Below are 17,633 nucleotides of genomic sequence, written 5' to 3' on the forward strand. Positions count from 1 at the left end.
GACTGTGCACGATGCAATTTCGGCTCACCGCAGGTGAACGCGAGCTGCGCGACCGGCTGCGCGGCGCGATCGACGAGTTCAGCGCCGACGATATGGCCGCGATGCGCGCGGAAATGGCCGAGTTGGAAAGTGACCGGCAGGCTCCCACCTTGTTCAACCCGTGGTTGGTGCGTCAGCACGTCATCGGGTTGGGCTGGCCCGAACCGTCGGGGCGTCCGGCGTCGCAGACCGAGCGGTTTGTCGCGCACGAGGAACTCGATTCGGCCGGGCTGCCGACGTACGGCCTGGAGCAGGCCGAAGCGGTCGGCTGGATGTTGGCGACGTTCGGGCCGCAAGACCTTGCCGCAGAACATCTTCCCCGTATTCTCGATGCATCGTGGAGCTACGCTGGCGGCTACAGTGAGCCCGAGGCGGGCAGCGACATGCTTGCGCTGCGCACCAAGGCCTCTCGGACGCCCGCCGGTGACTTCGTCGTCGACGGGCAGAAGATGTGGACGTCCGGCGCACACCTAGCCGACTGGATCTTCACCCTGGTGCGCACCGATCCCGACAGCACCCGGCATCGCGGTCTGTCGCTGTTGATGATCGACGCTCGCGCCCCCGGAGTGACCATCCAGCCGGTGCGGGTGATGGGCGGATGGCGAGTCAACGCCTGCTTTTTCGACAAGGTATCGGTTCCGGCGCGCAACCTGATCGGCGACGAAGGCAAGGCCTGGACGATGATGTCGCAGGCGCTGGACATGGAACGCTCGATGAGCTTCGGCGGACGTGAGGCCCGGCTGCTGTTGGCTCGCTACCTCGACCGGGTCGGCACCCAAGGCGCCGACCTCGACGAGGCCAACTACCGCCAGATCGGCGAGTTCCTGGTGGACCTGCAGGCCGAGCGTCTGCTCGGCCAGCAGGTGGTCGCGCTCGGTGACCGCGGTGAGGCCGCCAGCGGTGAGGCGTCGATGAGCAAGCTGCACGGACCCGCGGTGGCGCAGCGAGTTGCGCAATGGCTGGTCGACGCGCTGGGGCCGGACGCCTACACCCGCGACAGCGGTGACCCGCTCGCAGAGGATGCCGAGCACTTTCTGCGGGCTTCGACGGTGCTGTCGATCATCGGTGGTACCAGCGAGATTCAGCGCAATATCATCGCCCAACGCTGGCTCGGGCTGCCCCGAGGCTGAGAAAGGTATTCACACCATGGATCTGGGTCTGCAGGAGAAGGTGGCGCTGGTGCTCGGCGCCACCCAGGGGATGGGTCGGGCGACCGCGATGCGCCTCGCCGCCGAAGGGGCTCATCTGGTGGTCTGCTCACGGGGCCACTCCCAGGGCGACGAGCAGTACCGATACACGGCCAAGCCCGAGTTGGAGGCGGTGGCGGCCGATGCGCTGGCAGCCGGAGCGGCGTCGGCGCTGCCCGTCGCCGCCGATCTGACAGAACCAGGCCAGGCCGAGTGCGCCGTCGCCGCCGTCGAGGCGAAGCATGGACGGCTCGACATCCTGGTCAACACCGTCGGCGTGTGCGAGGTGGGCGTATCCGTCACCGAGCCCGACGACTGGTGGGACCGGGCGTATCAGTCGGTGCTGATGTCGTCGGTGCGGGCGTGCCGTGCCGGGATTCCGCTGATGCTCGAATCGGGCGGGGGCGCCGTGGTCACCACCTCGGCGATGTCCATCCGGCACTTCATTCCGCGGCTGGCGCATTATTCAGCTCAGAAGGCGGCGCTGGCCCATTTCACCAAGAACCTGGCCCGTGAGTACGGTCCCCGGGGTATTCGGGCGAACGCGGTGCTGCCCGGGATGATCGTCAACGAACAGATCGCCGCGAAACGCAGGCAGTGGATGGCGGAAACCGGTGGCACCGAAGACGATTACTTCGCTGACGCCAACAGTCGCTGGGGCCAGGCGACGTGGGGCACGAGGCTCGGGGTGCCCGACGACATCGCCGACGCGATCACATTTCTGGTCTCCGAACGCGCCGGCTATGTCAACGGCGTGCTGCTCAACGTCGACGGCGGGTCCGAGTAGTCGAATCCGTGTATCCGCATCAGCTGGGCTGTCGCAGCAGCTGTTTGAGAACTTCGGCGATCTGCTCAGCCAGCCGCGCGTTGCTCCACTGCTCCTGCAGGCCACGTACCACGATAGGTAGGGCGGCTCGTACCTCCCGGGTGGGTCCGGGCAGGGCGATCACCCGAGTCCACTCGATCTGGCCGACGCCGACCTGCACGTGGGGCTTGACGTGACGGCCGTGACCCACGGCGTAGGTTGCCAGGATCCCCGTCGCCAGTCCGGGGTCGGCGCGCTGCAGCGACTCGATCGTGCGGTCCTTGTCCTCGGCTCCGACACCGCCGGTGGTGATGATCACGCCGAAGCCTTCAGATACCAGCCGCAGGATTCGTCCGAGGATGGCGTCGTCGTCGTCGACCACGGCTCCTGCGGCCGTCACCTCGAACCCGGCGCCACCCATGCCTTCCGCCACCGCCGCGGCGTTGGTGTCTTCGATGTGGCCGGAAACCACCTCAGGACCGGTCGACACCACCGCGACTCGTGACGAAATGTATCGGCGTAACCGCTGATCTGTTTGTCCGGCTCGGGTGAGCGTGCGTTCGACCTCTTTCGGCGGGGTGCCGATCATCCCGATCACACCGCGCGAGTGCACCGAGGCGCCATCGGCCACGACGACGCCAGGTACCTGCGCCAGCGCCGCCAACAGGTCCGGCTCGCGGCCGACGATGCTCGCGAGCTCCATCCGCGGCTGCAGAACGTCGAACACCACGTGATCGTCGCGGGCGTCGGTGACGAACACCGACTCGGGGGCGATCGTCAGTGCGTGTGCAGCGGTCGCGGCGAGTTGGCCGAGGTTCGCTCCGTCGAGTGCGACACCGCGCACCCACACCTCGGTCTTGTCCAACAGTTCGACCTCGGGCATACCGTGCTCAGCTCAGCGTCACGGCTGGAAGGTCGCGCTGGGCCAGCCATTTCGGCATGCGGATGTTCTCGACGTCTTCTTTCACCTGCGGCGCGGCCACACGCAGCGCGTCCGCAAGCGACTCCGAAACATGGAGGGCGCCTGGCAGGTTGTCATACACCAGGACGTTGTCGGACTGTGCGATCTCCCTACTGCGGGCGAGAGCGTCGGTAAGACCGTTGGTCATCTCGGCCCGGTCGCCGATCCAGCATCCCGACGGGTCCTGCTGCAACCATTCCAGCACCTGCGCGCTGGTGACGAACGTCGGCACACCCTTGAGGAGATACATGTACGGCACCCCGCCAGCCATGTAATTGATGACATACGCCTTGATGTCGGCGTTCTCACCCATCATGTACTGCCCCACCATGCCTCGAATCGACTCGGGCAGAAGCACCGCGTACAGCGCGGGATTGTCGAGATCCAGCCAGTCCGCGTTGGAGTAGTAGAGAACGTCAAACGGGATCCCGCCCGCATAGCTGTAAATGGTGTTGCCGTGACCGTCGAACACCACCGTCACATCCTTGACTTCGCTCATCAACCGGATCAAGACGGCGTAGTTGCGAAAGATGTCGGTCGCCACCCGTCGGTCGAGCCTTCCCAGGTCGTTGTCGGCGTCGACGTCGATGACGCCTTCCGGGCTGGTGTTGAGCACCACGGTCGACACGTATCGCTGCTGCACGAAGTCGCTGTCGAACACCGCGCGCGCCACCAACTGGCCTGTCCGGGGACCATAGCCGAAATGGTAGGCAGAGCGCGTCTCCAACCGCGTGTAGGCCATCCCGAAAGGCTTGTACAACCGGTCGATCATGCGATGCAGATAGCCTTCGCGCATCTCGGTGACGTGGGTGTGGATGAAGTGGTCGGCGTTGAACAGCTGCCGGGTCAGATACATCGGGCCGACCCGCGTATCGATCTGGACACCTTGGCCGATCTGCGGGCATTCGCGGGCGTCACCGAAGCGACGCTCCAGGTCGTAGATTTTCATCCAGTCCGGATTCTCGATGTGCCCCATCGATTCTGCAATGCGCAGCCGAACCGACGCGCCGCTCACCTTCTGCACATGGCCCTGAATTTCTTCGAGCATGACCACGTACGCCTCGCCCGACAGGGCGAACCCGTGCGGGTTGGCGATCAGGTTGACTCGGTCTCCGGGCTTGATCCTGGACCAATCAAGCGCTTCGAGCCGGGACCGGGTGCGCCTGCGGACCTCGTTCACGTCGGTGCGGCCGAGCTCACGCTGTGGCGTCCAGATCGGTTCCGGCAGCCAGGGTGTGAGCTCGCGGATCGGCAGGGTCACGATGCCGTCGATCTCGGCGGCCCGCGGCGTGACCACATCTGCGGGCGCACGGCCGTTCCAGGTGGGGAACAGCGGCGGAGCGGGCATGGCAGCGGTAATCATGGTCAGGCCTCGTCCATCTTGAACATCATTGCGTTTACGTCCTTCTGCAACCGTAGGTGCGGATATTCGTTCGCCAGCTCGAGATCGACCTGACCGTCGGGTCCGACGAAATTCATCAGCCGCCCCGGTATCCCGTACCACTGGTAGCCATTTCGCGGATTGCGCGGCTCCTCGCCATGTCCGGCAGCAGCCAGGAGCCGCAGAATCGGGTCGAGACAGATTTCCACGCATCCGGTGCGTGCGCCGGTGCGGATGGCGACGTCCTCGGGGGTGTGGGCCCCGTCGAGAATGGCGCCGGCCAGGTCACCGGCCACGGTGTCGGTGCAGACACAGACCAGCATGTCGGGCAGCATCCCGGTTTGCATACACAGCTGTCCGATCTCCTCCGCGGCCGCTTCGGGTTCGGAGGTGCCCACCTCGTACGGTTGCTCCAATGGGTGCATCACGATGGCATCGTCGGGGCACATTTCCAGGCAATTCTGCGCGTTGTAGCAGATGTCTTCCTGTATCACGGCGACGTTTCGCCCCGGCCCAGGCTCATCCGAACTTCTGGGCCGCATGGAGATGGCGACCGTCGGACAAACCAGGACGCACTTGTTGCACCCGGTACAGTTGTCCTCGATAACCTCCGCGACCATCGTGATCCGTTTGGCCATGACGTCTCCTTACTGATCTTAATGGGGATTAAGAACTCCGTCTCTCGCGCACACGTAGGCGAGGAACATGTCGACCAACCGGTCGCTGAGTGCACGCAGCGACATATCCGCCAGACCCGTGTCGGCGGCCACCTCGACGCCGAAGAGGCAACTGGTCAACAGCTGTGCGGCCGCGTCGAAGTCGACGTCGGGGCGCACTTCGCCGCGAGCCTGACCGCGTTCGAGGACGTCGTGCAGGAACGCATCCCATGCCGCGCGTGCCCGCCGGACCGCGGCCCTGACACCGGGTGAATCCGGGCTGTGCACCACGGCACCATGGAGCACCCGCAACCGTGGTGTGGGCATAGTCGCCCACCGGCGCAAGCGCATTCGCAGCCGTGACTCGACCGAACCGGCAGGATCATCGGTGGCGGCGAGATCCTCGACATACTCTCGCGCGGTGACTTCGATGACCTGCTTGAGTAGGTCGTCGCGGCTGTAGAAGTGCGTGTACAGCGCCGGAGTGCTCACCCCCGCGGACTTCGCGACGGCAGCCAGCGTCAGTTCGGCGAACCCACGGCTTGCGGCCACCCGTTGCGCGATCCGGACAAGTTCGGCTTTCCTGTTGCTCGGCCCCGTCGCGGCTGCGGAATCCTCGCTGCGCCGCGCCAGCGGGCCGCGTGGCCGGGCCGACTCGGCCCGACCGAGGGCCAAACCCGCGAGATTCCAACAGTATTGGTCGGCCTCGGCCGCGTGCAACGGCCTGCCCGCCTGGAATCGAAACACCGTGTGGCTGAGCAAGGTGCCGGTGAGGATCTGCATCACCGTCTCCGGCGACCGGTTCGGCAAGTGTTCCCCACGTCGGGCGGCCCGCTGCAGCACCCACGCGGCCTGGTCGATCATGGCTTGCGAAGTCGCAGTGATCCATTGCCGAAACGGCTCGGTCTCGTCGTGAAACTCGGTGGCGAGCCGCATCGTTGCCGCCCCATCAGAGGACACGAACAACTCCATCAGGGCGCGGGCGAACCCGGCGAGTTCGGCTTGGGCATCACCGAGATCTGGAATCCCGGTTGGCCACGCGGCGGTGCGCAGCGCGTCCATGAGCAGGTCGATCGGTGACGCCCACCGCCGATACAGCGCGGCTTTGCCGACCGCTGCGCGCGCCGCCACATTGGCGAAAGTCACCTGCGACTTGCCCGATTCCCCATAGATCAGCCTCGCGGCTTGCAGCGCCCGGCGCTCGACGTCGGGATCGCGCGGCCGGCCCGTCCCGCGGTGCGGCCGAGTGCCCCGTGCTGACGAGGCCGCCACTTCAGACAACTTCCAATGGCGCGGACAGGCTGACAAACGCCCGTCCCGGCGCATAAGGGTTGTCATCCAGCGTGATCGACCGCAACGCCGGGGCGTCACAGCGCATCGCGGCGAGCACATCGGCCAGCAGCGGAGCGGTCACCCGTCCGTGAGCCGGAGCAGCGACCTCGACAATGACCTCGTCACCTTTGACGCGGCAGCGGACCACTGGAAGGCCAGTAGCCGCCCGCAGTACGTTCTCGCCTCGGTCGACGGCGCGCAGCACCTCCGCGGTGACCGGCGTGCCGGTGTACAGGCGGCTGGCCAGACAAGGCGCGGCGGGCAAATCGTGCCAGCGGCGTCGCCGATCGCGGGCCAACGCGCGGATATCCGCCTTGGCCATCTGCGCCTCCACGTAGGGGTGGCGCACCCGGTATTCAGCAGCGGCGGTCAGACCGGGCCGGTACTCGCCGAGATCGTCGGTGTTGGCGCCGCTCAGCACTGTCCATTCGGGTCCGCGCCAGCCGGACGCCGCGGTGAGCCGATCGAGCTCTCGGTAGAGGTTCGACTTGCAGAAGTAGCACCGGTTCTTCGGGTTGGCGAGGTAGTCCGCGTCGTCGAACTCGTGGCAGTCGACCAGTTCCAGCCGCCAGCCCAACTCCGCAGCGGCCTGTTGTACACGCTCGGTCGCCGACGGAGGCACGGCCGGTGAGACGGCATGCGCGACCACCGTGGTGCGCGGGCGCATTTCGTGTGCGATATCCGCCAGCAGCAGGCTGTCGACGCCGCCGCTGCATGCGATTACGCGGAGCGGTGAGCGCTCCAGGGCCGCGGTCACCGCCTCGACGCTTCGTGGTTGCGCCATCAGAGCACTTCCATGTGCAGATCCCACAGCGGCGCATCGAGGACCGCGCGTCCGATGTCGACGATGTCGGCGCCGCACTCGGCGATCCGGGTCAGCTGAAAGGCGTTGACGCCACCGGCGTAGGCGAGCAGTACGTCGGCGCCGCGTGAGCGCAACGCCGAGCCGACCGATTCCAGATCAGCGAGCCGGCCGGTATCGACCATGACCACATCCGCGCCTGCGTCCACCGCTTGCAATGCCTCGTCGACGTCAACCACTTGGATCGAGACCGGCCCGTTGCCCAACCCGAGCGCTGCCGTAACCGCATGCGGCACACCGCCGAGCATCGCCGCCTGGTTTTTACCGACATACACGAAGTTCCCGTCGAGCAGTCGGTGCGACAGGCCCGCGACATCAAGACCGGCACGCAACGCCGGCTTCAGCTGCATCGGCAGCTTCTTCCAGGCTCCGCACACCACACGAAGCCCGTCGGGTGCTTGAGTTTTGATCTGCACACCGCGCCGGGCTACGCCCCCGGCGAACCCGAGGACACCCATGGCGTGGTCCTCTGCGACAGAGACCTCCCGGGCGTTGCCCTCGATGGAAAGCACCGGCTGACCGGGTTGTACCCGTTGTCCTTCGACCGCAACGATGTCCCAAGCCCCCGCCGGATCCGCCGCGGGAGGTGCGATCAACGCCGTTCCCGCAACGATTCCCGGTTCCGTCGGGCTGACCACCGCTCGGTACCGGCCGCCCAAGCCGGCGACAAGCTCGTGGGTGATGCGCCGCGGTTGCGTCGGAACACTCACGGCGTCGGCGTACCGCGACATCACCTCCAGCATCCGCACCCTCCGTCACCCCGCACCGATCAGACCTTGATTCAGACTGTATCGGTCCGTAACGTACCTCACAAGATGCGCGGCATGGACAACTCCGATACACGCGACGACACCGGCGTGGCCGACACGTTGGTCTACGACCGTGACCGCGTCGCGCGGATCGGGTTACCCGAGGCGGTGCTGTGCCTCGACAAGGACACCTCCGACGTGGTGCACATCGTCGAGCAGCTCGCCGGGGTCGGTCCCGTCCTGTTCACCCGAATGTCGGTGCAACAGTGGCAGGCCGTCACCGACCGCACCGACGCGGTTCTGGACTATGACGCCCCGTCTCAGACCGCTTTCCTCAACGGAATGCTGGACAAGCGCAACGCGCGAGTGGGCATCGTCACCGCGGGGACATCGGATCGACGGGTGGCCCAAGAGGCACAGCGCACGCTGCACTTTCTCGGTATCGAATCGCGCCTGCACATCGACGTCGGTGTGGCCGGGCTGTGGCGGCTACTGCAACGCGTCGACGACCTGCGTCGCGAGCAGGCGCTGATCGTGGTCGCCGGTATGGACGCGGCGCTGGCTTCCGTGGTCGGAGGACTCGTGTCGTGCCCGGTCATCGCTGTTCCCACCTCGACCGGATACGGTGCCGCCCGCGGCGGTGAGACCGCATTGCATGCCATGCTGACAAGTTGTGCTCAAGGCGTGGTGGTGACCAACATCGACAACGGGTTCGGTGCAGCATGCGCCGCCACACGGTTTGTCGACAAGACGTGAGCTCCATCCTCTACATCGACTGCGTCGGCGGAGTCGCCGGTGACATGCTGCTGGCGGCGCTGATCGACGCGGGGGCCACAGTGGCGGATATCCGCTCGGCCCTGCCGGTGGCCGGGGTCGAGCTCGATGTTCGCACGGTCCAGCGGCACGGTATCGGCGCCGCGGCGCTGTCCGTGTCGGCCCCCCGACAGCACGCCCATCGGCGACTTCGAGACATCCGCGAGATCATCGACTCCAGTTCGATGCCTGCAACTGCGATGGCGCGGGCGCACCAGGCTTTCGAGGTGCTCGCCGCGGCCGAGGCGCAGGTACATCGGAGCGCCCCCGAGGAGGTGACGTTCCACGAAGTCGGGGCCGTCGATGCCATCGTCGATATCTGCGGCGTCGCGCTGGCGCTCGAACAGCTCGACGTCGGCGAGATCGTCTGCTCACCACTTCCCATGGGCCAAGGCACCGTTCGCAGCGCGCACGGCGCGCTGCCGTTGCCGGCGCCCGCGACCCTGGAGATCCTGCGTGACAGTCCGGTTTTCGGCGTAGACGTCGAAGGCGAAACGGTCACGCCCACCGGCGCGGCTTTGGTCAGGTCGTTGAGCCAGCGGTTCGGACCGATGCCGCCGATGACGCTGTCTGTGATCGGGATCGGGTCAGGCAACGCAGACTGGGGCGCGGTGCCGAACGTGGTGCGTACGCTTCTTGGCGCACCGCAACAGGCACCGCCCGATCGCGGCGACGCTGCGCTGGTGTTGGAGACCAACCTCGACGACATGCTTCCCGAATGGGTACCCGATGTGATGCAGGCGTGTCTGGATGCTGGGGCCTACGACGTCTGGACCACCCCGGCGGGCATGAAGAACGGGCGGCCGGGAATCGTGTTGTCCGCGCTGGTCTCGACAGCGAACGAACGCGCGGTCGCACACATCATACTTCGGCGGAGCACCACCATCGGCGTGCGGGCCAGGCGGGTAGAGCACCGGTGGTCCTTGGCACGGGACTTCGGATCCGTTCGCGTAGATGGTCATCGGATCGGCGTGAAATTCGGCATGCTCGACCACGAGGTCGTGAACGTCAAACCGGAGCACCGGGACTGCCTCGCGGTAGCCGCGGCGACCGGACGCAGCATCAAATCGGTTTGGGCGCAGGCGTTGTCTGCCGCACAGGAACTACACCGGTATCACAGTTCCGTTCGTACCGTCGACCTCGACCACAACGCCGTCGGAAAGCAACAGGGTGGCGTGTTGTGTTCCCACGACGCAGGGGATACCGAACTCGCGCGCGACGATCGCAGCATGCGAATGTAATCCGCCGACTTCGGTGACCACTGCGGCGACGCACCCGAACAGCGGGGTCCACCCGACGTCGGTGACGCGGACCACGAGAACGGTGTTGGGTTCGATGTCGTCGACCTCGTCGCGGGAATGCACCACCCGGACCGGCCCGCGCACGATACCCGGGGAGACGCCGATTCCGCGCAACACATCGGCTGGCCCACCGGTACTTATCTCGGAGTTCAACGGTTCCCAGCGCAGCGTGAACATCGACGGCAACTGCAGCACCGCCAGGCGCGCCCGCTCCGCCCGGCGGGCTGGAATGCGGTCGGCGAACAGCTTGGGTGCGGCGATCTCCTCGGGCACCAGGTAGAAGACGTCACCCACTTCGTCGAAAATTCCCGCCTCCACTTGTCGGCGTCCCGCTTCACGCAACGCCAATCGCAGGGCGTGGGTACTGCGAACGGCAACGTCCTTGGAGCGTTCGCGTCGGCGCACCGCGGCGTTCAACACGCCCACCGCCCGGCGCGCCACACCGGAGAGGTCGGGTACGGCGCCCGCCGGCCGCGACGGAACGTCGAGCGCCTTACGGACGGCTTCGAGAAGTTGCTCTGGTTGGTCGCTGTACATCGGGTTCGCCAATTCGGTCTCCCCGGGTCCACGGTGCCCGGCATCGGCGATCAGGTTGCCAAACGCCGCCGCGAATCCTGGGTCGACGCCGCCGATCCCGTCCAGGACGGCCGTGGGCTGCTCCTCACGGAGCAGTTTCTCGACGGCGGGTCGGGACCGCGCCAGCTCTACCAGCCGGTGCACACCGGCAAGCAGTGTGGCGCTTGCCAACCCGTCGGTGCCGCCGCGCATCGCCGCCAGGTCCAGGTCTGGTGCGAGGCGACGAACTAACGCCTGCGCCGCCGATGCGACCAGGTTGGTGGTGGTGCTGTAGGCCCACGCGTCCAGTACGAGTTCGCGTGAGGTGTCGATCTGGGTCAACAAGGCATTACCGTCGAGCTGACGCAGTTCGTCGACGGACGCGGACATCTTCCGCACCCGTTCATCGAGGTCGGCTATCCGACGGCCGGTGCCCGCCATCCGCAGCGCGGCGGCGGGTGCCCCCAGCGCCGACCGGATGGCGGTCAAGATTGGCGGGCATTCCGCGGAATCGCCGTCGACGTGCGGGATTCCGAGGATGTGTTCGTCCACCTCACGAGCATTGGTGCCGGGCATCGCGGCAGCCATGGCGTGCACCACCGACAGGTTGGTATAGAGGCGGTGTCCGACCGACGCGATGCTGCGGGTCCGTTGCGCGGCGATGATGTCCTTGTCACGCATCCCGAGCACTTCGACCTGGACGGCACCCGCCAGCCGCAGCGCGTCGCGGCCCGCCATCAAGGACATCGGTGTCAACGTTCCGCCGAATGCCTCTCCGACGTTGGCGGTGGTCAGCGTTGGATAGCGGGCGTCGACGTAGTCGTCGAACTCGCCCCTCAGCCCGGGCGGTGCGGGATCGATCCGATACCCCTCGGGCGGTGGGTGGTTCCGCGTCCACCGGTGATCCGGCGCCGGGGTGCGCCACGGGGTCGGCACCCGAGCAGTGCCGAGGTAGGTCACCGCGTTGACGCCGGCCCGCGCGTCGACCAGCGCCGCTCGCGAGCCGTATACCGGCGTGTAACCCCACTCGGTCACGAGCCGGGTGGTGTCGAGCGTGGGCATGTAGCGGAACCCGTTCAGGTCGGCCGGGCTGAGCTCCAGCAGATCCACGCGCCACGCGATGCCTGCGCCGGACCGGAGGACGTTGAAAGGCAGCCGGATCAGCGGTTTTCGAAGCACCTCGGCGATCTCCTCGATGGTGAGACCGGTATCCAGCGGTCCGACGTTGACGGTTCCGGTGCGGTCGCCCAACGCAGCCTGAGCGTGAAACCGGCCCACGTCGTCGGTGTGCAGGAACTGCCATGGCCGCATCTCGCCTCTGGGCGCAACCAACATGGGATGGGCCAGGAAACGGAACTCGTAGTTGTCCATATCGCGGCCCGCGACCACACAGGTGCGGGTGATCACGGCGGGTACGCCGGACTCCGAAATCAGCTCCTCGCAGATCGCCTTGTGACGCGCGTAGAGCACGTCCGGATGGGGCCGCAGCGGATGCTCTTCACCGATGACGTCCGGGTTATCCGGCCACGGACCGTAGGCCAGCGTCGATGACGTGAACACCAGCTGGTTCGCCCCGGTCGACTCCATGGCCCGCAACACGTTTCGAGTGCCCCCGATATTGATGTCGGCCACCCCGGTCGATGAGCGCAGCGGGGCGAGCAGGAACGCGAGATGGACGACCCGATCGCATCCCGTCATCGCCCGCTTCACTGCCTCGGCATCGCGGATGTCTCCGCTGATCGACGCCACCCCCGGAATGTCTACGGTCCGGCGGGCCAGCGCCACCACGTCGGCGCCCTGGCGCACCAGGTCACGACAGATGATCCGACCGAAGACCCCGCTGGCTCCGGTGACCAATACCCGCATGGCAGGATTCCCCGGGCCGCTACACGCGGGCCGGAAAAACTTCCTGCCAGGCCCAGTGCCGCTTGAGCCTGCGCGTCTCACCGACGCGCCGGATGACGCCGGTGTGACCGGACCACCCCGGTCGAGCGGCCGAGAAGTCGACCATCTTACCGTTGGGGTCGGTGACGAACTCCCACGGCTTTCCGTCACCGACATCGAAGGTGATCCGATCTACGAATTCGGCGTCGCGCCAATCGATCTTGGCGTCGACGGACAGCGAGTTGAGAAGTGCGGCATCTGCCGATGCCACCGCGGCGAATCGGAACCGATCAGCGCCGATACTCATGTGTCCCCATTCGACCGAGCCGTCTTCGTACTCGTTGGCGAAGACGTTCCACCCGCCCTGCAGACGCATCCAGATCGCGCTGTTGTTCCAGCCGACACCGTTCGGCAGATAGCTGTGATCGACCGCGAAGAAGCCGCTGACCGGCTTTCCCAGCATCGTGCCCTCGGCGAAATAGGGTGTGGACGTGTAGAAGCAGGCGCCCGGTTCGCCGGGTTCGCCGCCCTCCCCTTCTTCGGTGCGCCACGGCACGAAGACCTGGAACCCGGGGGCAGCGAGGGTGCCACTAATGTCGAGCAGCGGCCCGTCGTCGCCGTGTTCCTGCCAGCTGAAGCCCGTATTGCTCAGCCGCACAACGAAATTCGCACCACCAGAAGATCCACCGGCGAACGTTTCGTGACCGTCGAGGTATCCCCGCTCGACCTTGCAACCCTTGGCCCCGTGCGCGCTGGCGGGATGCACCCGAAGGCCGGTCTCGTCGGCGGCCATGATCGAGATGTCGCGCGTGGTGTAGGTGATGGCCTTGCGGATGAACGCATACGACTCACCGTCGTCGGTCGTCATGATGCCGTAGAAGTACGTGCCTTCCAGGACCAGGCCGAAGTATGTCTTGTGCAGCAGATGCTGATCCGCCTCAGGGCGAAAGAAGCCGACCAGCGGCTGGTGGTCGAAATCGCCTCTGCGGGGAAGGCTCTCCGGCATGTTAGGCGTCCTTTCACGGCAATTAGCTGCAATGTTTGCAGATAATTGCTTACCGCACGCTACCCGGCCACAGACCCCGTGACAAGTCTCAGGTTCGCTTGGCTGTCCGCCCGTCCAACAGGAAGTCGACGAGCCGTTGCGCTTCCGCGCTGGCGCTGGCCAATCGCTCCGGAAAGGCCATCTGGGTATAGATTCCCTCGATCATCGTCGCGCCGGTCAGGCTGCGAAGGAACTCGGTCGTCGCGACGTCCTCGCGCCACTCCCCGCGCGCCACACCACGTTCGAGAACCTCCATTGCGCTATGCAAGCGCACCGTGTTGATCTTCTCCCACTCGGCCCGCAACGCCTCGTCCCCGCGGCTGTCGAGCACGATGCGAAACGTCGCCATCCCGTGCACGCTCGCGAAGCCTTCGAGCAACTGCTGTGCCACCGACACCAGCTGGGCCCGCGCGCTGCCTTCATCGGCCACGTCCAGGCTCGCGTCAAACGACCGCACGGCTGCAAGCAGCAGCTCCTCGCGGGTGGGCCAGCGCGCATACACGGCGGGCCGGCTGCAGCGGGCCGTTTTGGCCACCAGGTCGACGGTGAAGCCCGCCTTACCGTGTTCGGCGTACACGCGCAGCGCCGCATCGAGCACGCGGGCATCCATGTCCGGGTCCCGCGGGCGGCCGCGGGTTACCCCCGAACGCGCAGCTCGCCCAGCACCCACGCGCTGGATTCTTTCACGTGTGCAGCGCGACGGTTGTGTGTCAACGACTCTCGCGCGCCCAGCGTGGCAGCGTGAACCCCCGGTCGAACTGCCACAGGTCGGTGACCTGATCGCGGGTGGCCGGGTCCGCCAGTGTCCGCGCCAGGTCGGCCAGCCAGGGACCCGGATCGGGCATTGCGGCGGTCCACGCCCGGATCCGGCGCGAGTACAACTGGCAGTCGGCTTCGACGGTGACGCCGTAACCGCCCAGCGCCTGGTGCACGGTGGCCGCAGCGTTACGAGATGCGGTCCGTGCCTTGGCCGCCGCCATCACCGCAGCGAAAAGCGGGACGGCGCCGTCGGCGTCCGCCAGGTACGCGGCGTGGCGCACCAACAGATCGGCGGACTGCACGGAAGTGGCCGCTTCGGCCAACGGATGGGACACACCCTGAAAGCTCCCGACCGGCACACCGAACTGTCGCCGGTCGGACACGTACGAGACGCCGTAGCGGATGAGGGCCTGCGCGGCGCCGACCAAGCGGGCCGCCTCCAGCAGGAAACCCCACGCCCGGACTACATCGACGTGGCCGTCGACCGGCGTAGGCGCCTCGGTGACCGGTTCGATGACGACCACCCGTTCCCCTCCGGCGCTGCGCCGGGGATTGTCCGGTGTCGCAACGATTCCCAGGCCGTCGCCGCCGACGGCAACCAGGACGTGCGCCAGCCCTGCCGGTACCAGCGCGCGGTCGATGCCGTTGGCCAGCCCGGCCGCGTCGAGCACGACCAGGGCCGGCACGGTCGATACGAACGGAACCGGCGCCAGATGCGCACCGAGGGTGACCACCGCCCGGGTGAGGAGGTAGGGCTGGTTCGGAAGTTCCCACAGCCCGAACTCGGCCAGCGCGGTGTCCAGCCGCTGCACTCGGTCGTCGTGCGCTGCACCGGCGTCGTCGGCGCCGCGGAGCAGGTCCGGGGGGCAGTGTTTGTCGAGGACGGCATCGAGCGCCCGCGCCAATTCCTCGGCCTCCTCCGGCCAACGTTCATCGAACAACGACCACTCCGACCCCTAGACCTTTAAAGCTACAACCAGGTTATAGTATTCGATGTGCAATCTGACACGTCGGCACCATCGCCGCACGGACTCGACGACCTCGACCTCGACCTGTCCGACGAAGATGCTGCCTTCGGGTCGGAGTGGTCGGCATGGCTCGACGGGCACCTTCCGGCGATCCACAACGAGCTCCTGGCGGCGAAATCCTCTGCGGACAGACAACTCGTGGGCCGAAAGTGGCAGTCGCAGGTGGCTGCCGGCGGCTGGGCGGCGATCAGTTGGCCGGCTGCGTTCGGCGGAAGAGCGGCCACCGCGCGCCAGCAACTGCTCTATTACCTGATCTCTGCCGAGCGCCGGGTGCCGCCGCTGGCCGGGCGCATCGGCCTCAACCTGTGCGGGCCGACCCTGATCACACACGGCACTCCCGAACAGCAGCAACGCTTCCTGCCCCCGATGCTCGACGGTCGGGAGGTGTGGTGTCAAGGCTTCTCAGAACCCGGCGCCGGTTCAGATCTGGCCTCCCTGCGCACCCGCGGCGTCGTCGACGGCGACGACCTGGTGATCACCGGGCAGAAGATCTGGACCTCCGGTGCACACCTCGCGGACTGGATGTTTGCGCTGGTGCGGACCGACCCGGCGGCGCCCAAGCGCGGGGGCATCAGTTTCGTCCTGGTGCCGATGACCGCACCCGGTATTGAGGTGCGGCCGATCCGCCAAATCTCGGATGACTCGGATTTTAACGAGGTGTTCATCGACGAGGTCCGCGTACCACTGTCCAACGTGATCGGCAGGCTCAACGACGGTTGGAATGTCACCCGCACGACACTGGCCAACGAACGGGCAATCCTGTTCATGGGTCAGCAGATGGCCCTGACCGCCACCCTGCGCAAGGCGATCGACATGGCCAAAACACCCGATCCGCACGGAATCCGGGCCGCCGACGATCCGCACTGGCGCGACCGTATCGCGCAGACCTGGATCGACGTGGAGCTGGTGCGGCTCAACGGAATGCGCAATCTCGCCAAGGTGCTCGCCGGAGCGGAACCCGGCCCGGAAGGCTCGATGTCGAAACTATTCGGGCAACATGTCGAACAACACCTCCACGAACTCGCGCTCGATCTCGGCGGCGAGTTCGCGATACTCGACCGGGGTGCCGAAAACGCACCGAACAAGGGCAAGTGGGCCTTGGGCTGGCTGCGGACCCGCGCCTCGACCATCGGCGGGGGCACGTCCGAGATCCAACGTAACGTGCTGGCCGAACGCATTCTCGGACAGCCCCGAGACCCGTGGGCTGATGCATAGATGAAGTTCGCATTCACCGCGGAACATGACGCGTTGCGCAACCTCGTCGCCGACCTCTGTCGCGACCAGAGCCGGCCGCGGGCACTGTATGACACTGATTCCCGTATCGACCGGGGGTTATGGAACGCGCTGAGCGCCGCCGGGCTGCTGGGCGTCGGGCTGGCCGAAGCCTACGAGGGCGGCGGCGCGGGACCCGTCGAACAGGTCCTCATCGCGGAGGAATTGGGCCGCGCGGTGGGCGCCGTTCCGTTCAGCGAGCACACCGCGGCGACCGAGACGATCGCGCTTCTCGCCTCCGACGAGCAGCGCAAGCGATTTCTCACCCCGCTGATTCGCGGCGAGACAGTAGCGGGCATCGTGGTCGGCGACGGTCACCACCCGGCGGCTGTCCAACCGCGACGAGACGGCGCGCGGTGGCGGCTCGACGGTCGAATCCCGCTCATCCCCAACGCCTCTGCAGCAACGATGCTGGTGCTACCCGCCCTGGTCGACGATCGAATCTGCTGGTTCGTCAGCGAGGCCGCCCACGTCGAGGGGTTGGCCACCGTGGACCGCACCCGGCCCGCGGCCGCTGCCGAACTCGTCGGTGCCGACGCCGAGCTGCTGGCGGGGGACCGTCCGAATTCACGTGCCGGCCAGCTGCTGCTGGCCTTGGCGGCTGCCGAAGCGGCCGGCGTTGCGGCCGCCGCCCTGGACATGACCTCCGGCTATACCATCGAGCGCCACCAGTTCGGCCTACCCATCGGAACTTTTCAAGCGGTCAAGCATCGGCTGGCCGACATGTTGGTGGACGTCGAGAATTCTCGGTCGGCGGTCTACGGTGCGGCGTGGGCACTGGCCGAGGGGGCGGATGCCGATCGCGCGGTCGCGCTGGCACAAGCCGTGGCGACCGATCACGCGGTTTCGGTGGCCGGCGACGCGGTGCAGTTGCACGGCGGCATCGGGGTGACCTGGGAGTGCGACCTGCATTTGTACCTGCGGCGCGCAAAAGCGCTTCAACAGAGCTACGGCTCGCCCAGCCTGCACCGTCGCCGGATCGCCGCCAACCTCCTCGACTGACG

Annotated in this window: 15 protein-coding genes and 1 pseudogene; 6 read left to right on the plus strand and 10 right to left on the minus strand. The window is 66.7% G+C overall.

Annotated elements, in window-relative coordinates:
* Positions 1-11: 11 nt before the first annotated feature.
* Both ABQE44_RS11080 and ABQE44_RS11085 read left to right on the plus strand, forming a co-directional pair.
* On the plus strand, positions 12-1,169 hold the full coding sequence (locus ABQE44_RS11080; RefSeq protein WP_448429746.1) for an acyl-CoA dehydrogenase family protein: 1,158 nt from the start codon (positions 12-14) through the stop codon (positions 1,167-1,169).
* A 16-nt stretch (positions 1,170-1,185) separates the two neighbouring features.
* Positions 1,186-2,013: an SDR family NAD(P)-dependent oxidoreductase gene (locus ABQE44_RS11085; RefSeq protein ID WP_448429748.1), complete on the plus strand. Its 828-nt coding sequence runs from the start codon at positions 1,186-1,188 to the stop codon at positions 2,011-2,013.
* A gap of 19 nt (positions 2,014-2,032) precedes the next feature.
* On the opposite strand, the gene ABQE44_RS11090 is transcribed toward ABQE44_RS11085, so the two are convergent.
* The 6 genes from ABQE44_RS11090 to ABQE44_RS11115 are packed head-to-tail and all read right to left on the minus strand — an operon-like array spanning position 2,033 to position 7,966.
* Positions 2,033-2,914 carry a molybdopterin-binding protein gene (locus ABQE44_RS11090; protein ID WP_448429750.1) on the minus strand — a complete coding sequence of 294 codons (882 nt, stop codon included), beginning with the start codon at positions 2,912-2,914 and terminating at the stop codon, positions 2,033-2,035.
* 7 nt (positions 2,915-2,921) lie between these two features.
* Positions 2,922-4,355 (minus strand): hypothetical protein, encoded by a 1,434-nt coding sequence (locus ABQE44_RS11095; protein WP_448429752.1) that lies wholly within the window; start codon positions 4,353-4,355, stop codon positions 2,922-2,924.
* A gap of 2 nt (positions 4,356-4,357) precedes the next feature.
* Positions 4,358-5,011, minus strand: coding sequence for a 4Fe-4S dicluster domain-containing protein (locus tag ABQE44_RS11100; protein ID WP_448429754.1), 654 nt, complete (start codon positions 5,009-5,011; stop codon positions 4,358-4,360).
* Positions 5,012-5,029: 18 nt separating this feature from the next.
* Complete coding sequence (locus tag ABQE44_RS11105; RefSeq protein WP_448429756.1) at positions 5,030-6,301, minus strand: TetR/AcrR family transcriptional regulator C-terminal ligand-binding domain-containing protein; 1,272 nt, start codon at positions 6,299-6,301, stop codon at positions 5,030-5,032.
* Between the two features lies 1 nt (position 6,302).
* On the minus strand, positions 6,303-7,145 hold the full coding sequence (locus ABQE44_RS11110) for an ATP-dependent sacrificial sulfur transferase LarE (protein WP_448429758.1): 843 nt from the start codon (positions 7,143-7,145) through the stop codon (positions 6,303-6,305).
* Entirely contained in the window at positions 7,145-7,966 is an 822-nt protein-coding gene (locus tag ABQE44_RS11115) for a hypothetical protein (protein ID WP_448429914.1), read from the minus strand. Before ABQE44_RS11115 ends, ABQE44_RS11110 begins: the two co-directional genes overlap by 1 nt.
* A gap of 81 nt (positions 7,967-8,047) precedes the next feature.
* Here ABQE44_RS11115 and larB point away from each other — a divergent pair, with 81 nt between their 5' ends.
* Positions 8,048-8,728, plus strand: a complete 681-nt coding sequence (gene larB / locus ABQE44_RS11120) for a nickel pincer cofactor biosynthesis protein LarB (protein ID WP_448429760.1) — start codon at positions 8,048-8,050, stop codon at positions 8,726-8,728.
* Positions 8,695-9,846 (plus strand): annotated as a pseudogene (larC, locus tag ABQE44_RS11125) (nickel pincer cofactor biosynthesis protein LarC); the annotation flags it as partial. The gene larB and the pseudogene larC, both read left to right, overlap by 34 nt.
* 42 nt (positions 9,847-9,888) lie before the next feature.
* Here the strand turns inward: larC and ABQE44_RS11130 are convergent.
* The 4 genes from ABQE44_RS11130 to ABQE44_RS11145 form a co-directional block, all read right to left on the minus strand.
* Positions 9,889-12,507 carry an NAD-dependent epimerase/dehydratase family protein gene (locus tag ABQE44_RS11130; RefSeq protein ID WP_448429762.1) on the minus strand — a complete coding sequence of 873 codons (2,619 nt, stop codon included), beginning with the start codon at positions 12,505-12,507 and terminating at the stop codon, positions 9,889-9,891.
* 19 nt (positions 12,508-12,526) lie between these two features.
* A complete protein-coding gene (locus tag ABQE44_RS11135; RefSeq protein ID WP_448429764.1) occupies positions 12,527-13,531 on the minus strand; it encodes a hypothetical protein in 1,005 nt (334 codons plus the stop codon).
* An 88-nt stretch (positions 13,532-13,619) separates the two neighbouring features.
* Positions 13,620-14,180 (minus strand): TetR/AcrR family transcriptional regulator, encoded by a 561-nt coding sequence (locus ABQE44_RS11140; RefSeq protein ID WP_448429766.1) that lies wholly within the window; start codon positions 14,178-14,180, stop codon positions 13,620-13,622.
* A 100-nt stretch (positions 14,181-14,280) separates the two neighbouring features.
* Positions 14,281-15,270: an acyl-CoA dehydrogenase family protein gene (locus tag ABQE44_RS11145; RefSeq protein WP_448429768.1), complete on the minus strand. Its 990-nt coding sequence runs from the start codon at positions 15,268-15,270 to the stop codon at positions 14,281-14,283.
* A 54-nt stretch (positions 15,271-15,324) separates the two neighbouring features.
* On the opposite strand from ABQE44_RS11145, the gene ABQE44_RS11150 reads away from it, so the two are divergent.
* Both ABQE44_RS11150 and ABQE44_RS11155 read left to right on the plus strand, forming a co-directional pair.
* On the plus strand, positions 15,325-16,572 hold the full coding sequence (locus ABQE44_RS11150; protein WP_448429770.1) for an acyl-CoA dehydrogenase family protein: 1,248 nt from the start codon (positions 15,325-15,327) through the stop codon (positions 16,570-16,572).
* A complete protein-coding gene (locus ABQE44_RS11155) occupies positions 16,573-17,631 on the plus strand; it encodes an acyl-CoA dehydrogenase family protein (protein ID WP_448429772.1) in 1,059 nt (352 codons plus the stop codon). It begins immediately after the preceding gene.
* Positions 17,632-17,633 lie beyond the last annotated feature (2 nt).

The organism is Mycolicibacterium sp. XJ2546, assembly GCF_053483195.1.

What these genes read in the sequence shown, in the direction of transcription:
- ABQE44_RS11080 (WP_448429746.1), top strand. Translation starts at nt 12, where the DNA reads ATGCAATTTCGGCTCACCGCAGGTGAACGCGAGCTGCGCGACCGGCTG.
- ABQE44_RS11085 (WP_448429748.1), top strand. Translation starts at nt 1,186, where the DNA reads ATGGATCTGGGTCTGCAGGAGAAGGTGGCGCTGGTGCTCGGCGCCACC.
- ABQE44_RS11090 (WP_448429750.1), bottom strand. Translation starts at nt 2,914, where the DNA reads ATGCCCGAGGTCGAACTGTTGGACAAGACCGAGGTGTGGGTGCGCGGT.
- ABQE44_RS11095 (WP_448429752.1), bottom strand. Translation starts at nt 4,355, where the DNA reads ATGATTACCGCTGCCATGCCCGCTCCGCCGCTGTTCCCCACCTGGAAC.
- ABQE44_RS11100 (WP_448429754.1), bottom strand. Translation starts at nt 5,011, where the DNA reads ATGGCCAAACGGATCACGATGGTCGCGGAGGTTATCGAGGACAACTGT.
- ABQE44_RS11110 (WP_448429758.1), bottom strand. Translation starts at nt 7,145, where the DNA reads ATGGCGCAACCACGAAGCGTCGAGGCGGTGACCGCGGCCCTGGAGCGC.
- ABQE44_RS11115 (WP_448429914.1), bottom strand. Translation starts at nt 7,966, where the DNA reads ATGCTGGAGGTGATGTCGCGGTACGCCGACGCCGTGAGTGTTCCGACG.
- larB (WP_448429760.1), top strand. Translation starts at nt 8,048, where the DNA reads ATGGACAACTCCGATACACGCGACGACACCGGCGTGGCCGACACGTTG.
- ABQE44_RS11130 (WP_448429762.1), bottom strand. Translation starts at nt 12,507, where the DNA reads ATGCGGGTATTGGTCACCGGAGCCAGCGGGGTCTTCGGTCGGATCATC.
- ABQE44_RS11135 (WP_448429764.1), bottom strand. Translation starts at nt 13,531, where the DNA reads ATGCCGGAGAGCCTTCCCCGCAGAGGCGATTTCGACCACCAGCCGCTG.
- ABQE44_RS11140 (WP_448429766.1), bottom strand. Translation starts at nt 14,180, where the DNA reads ATGGATGCCCGCGTGCTCGATGCGGCGCTGCGCGTGTACGCCGAACAC.
- ABQE44_RS11155 (WP_448429772.1), top strand. Translation starts at nt 16,573, where the DNA reads ATGAAGTTCGCATTCACCGCGGAACATGACGCGTTGCGCAACCTCGTC.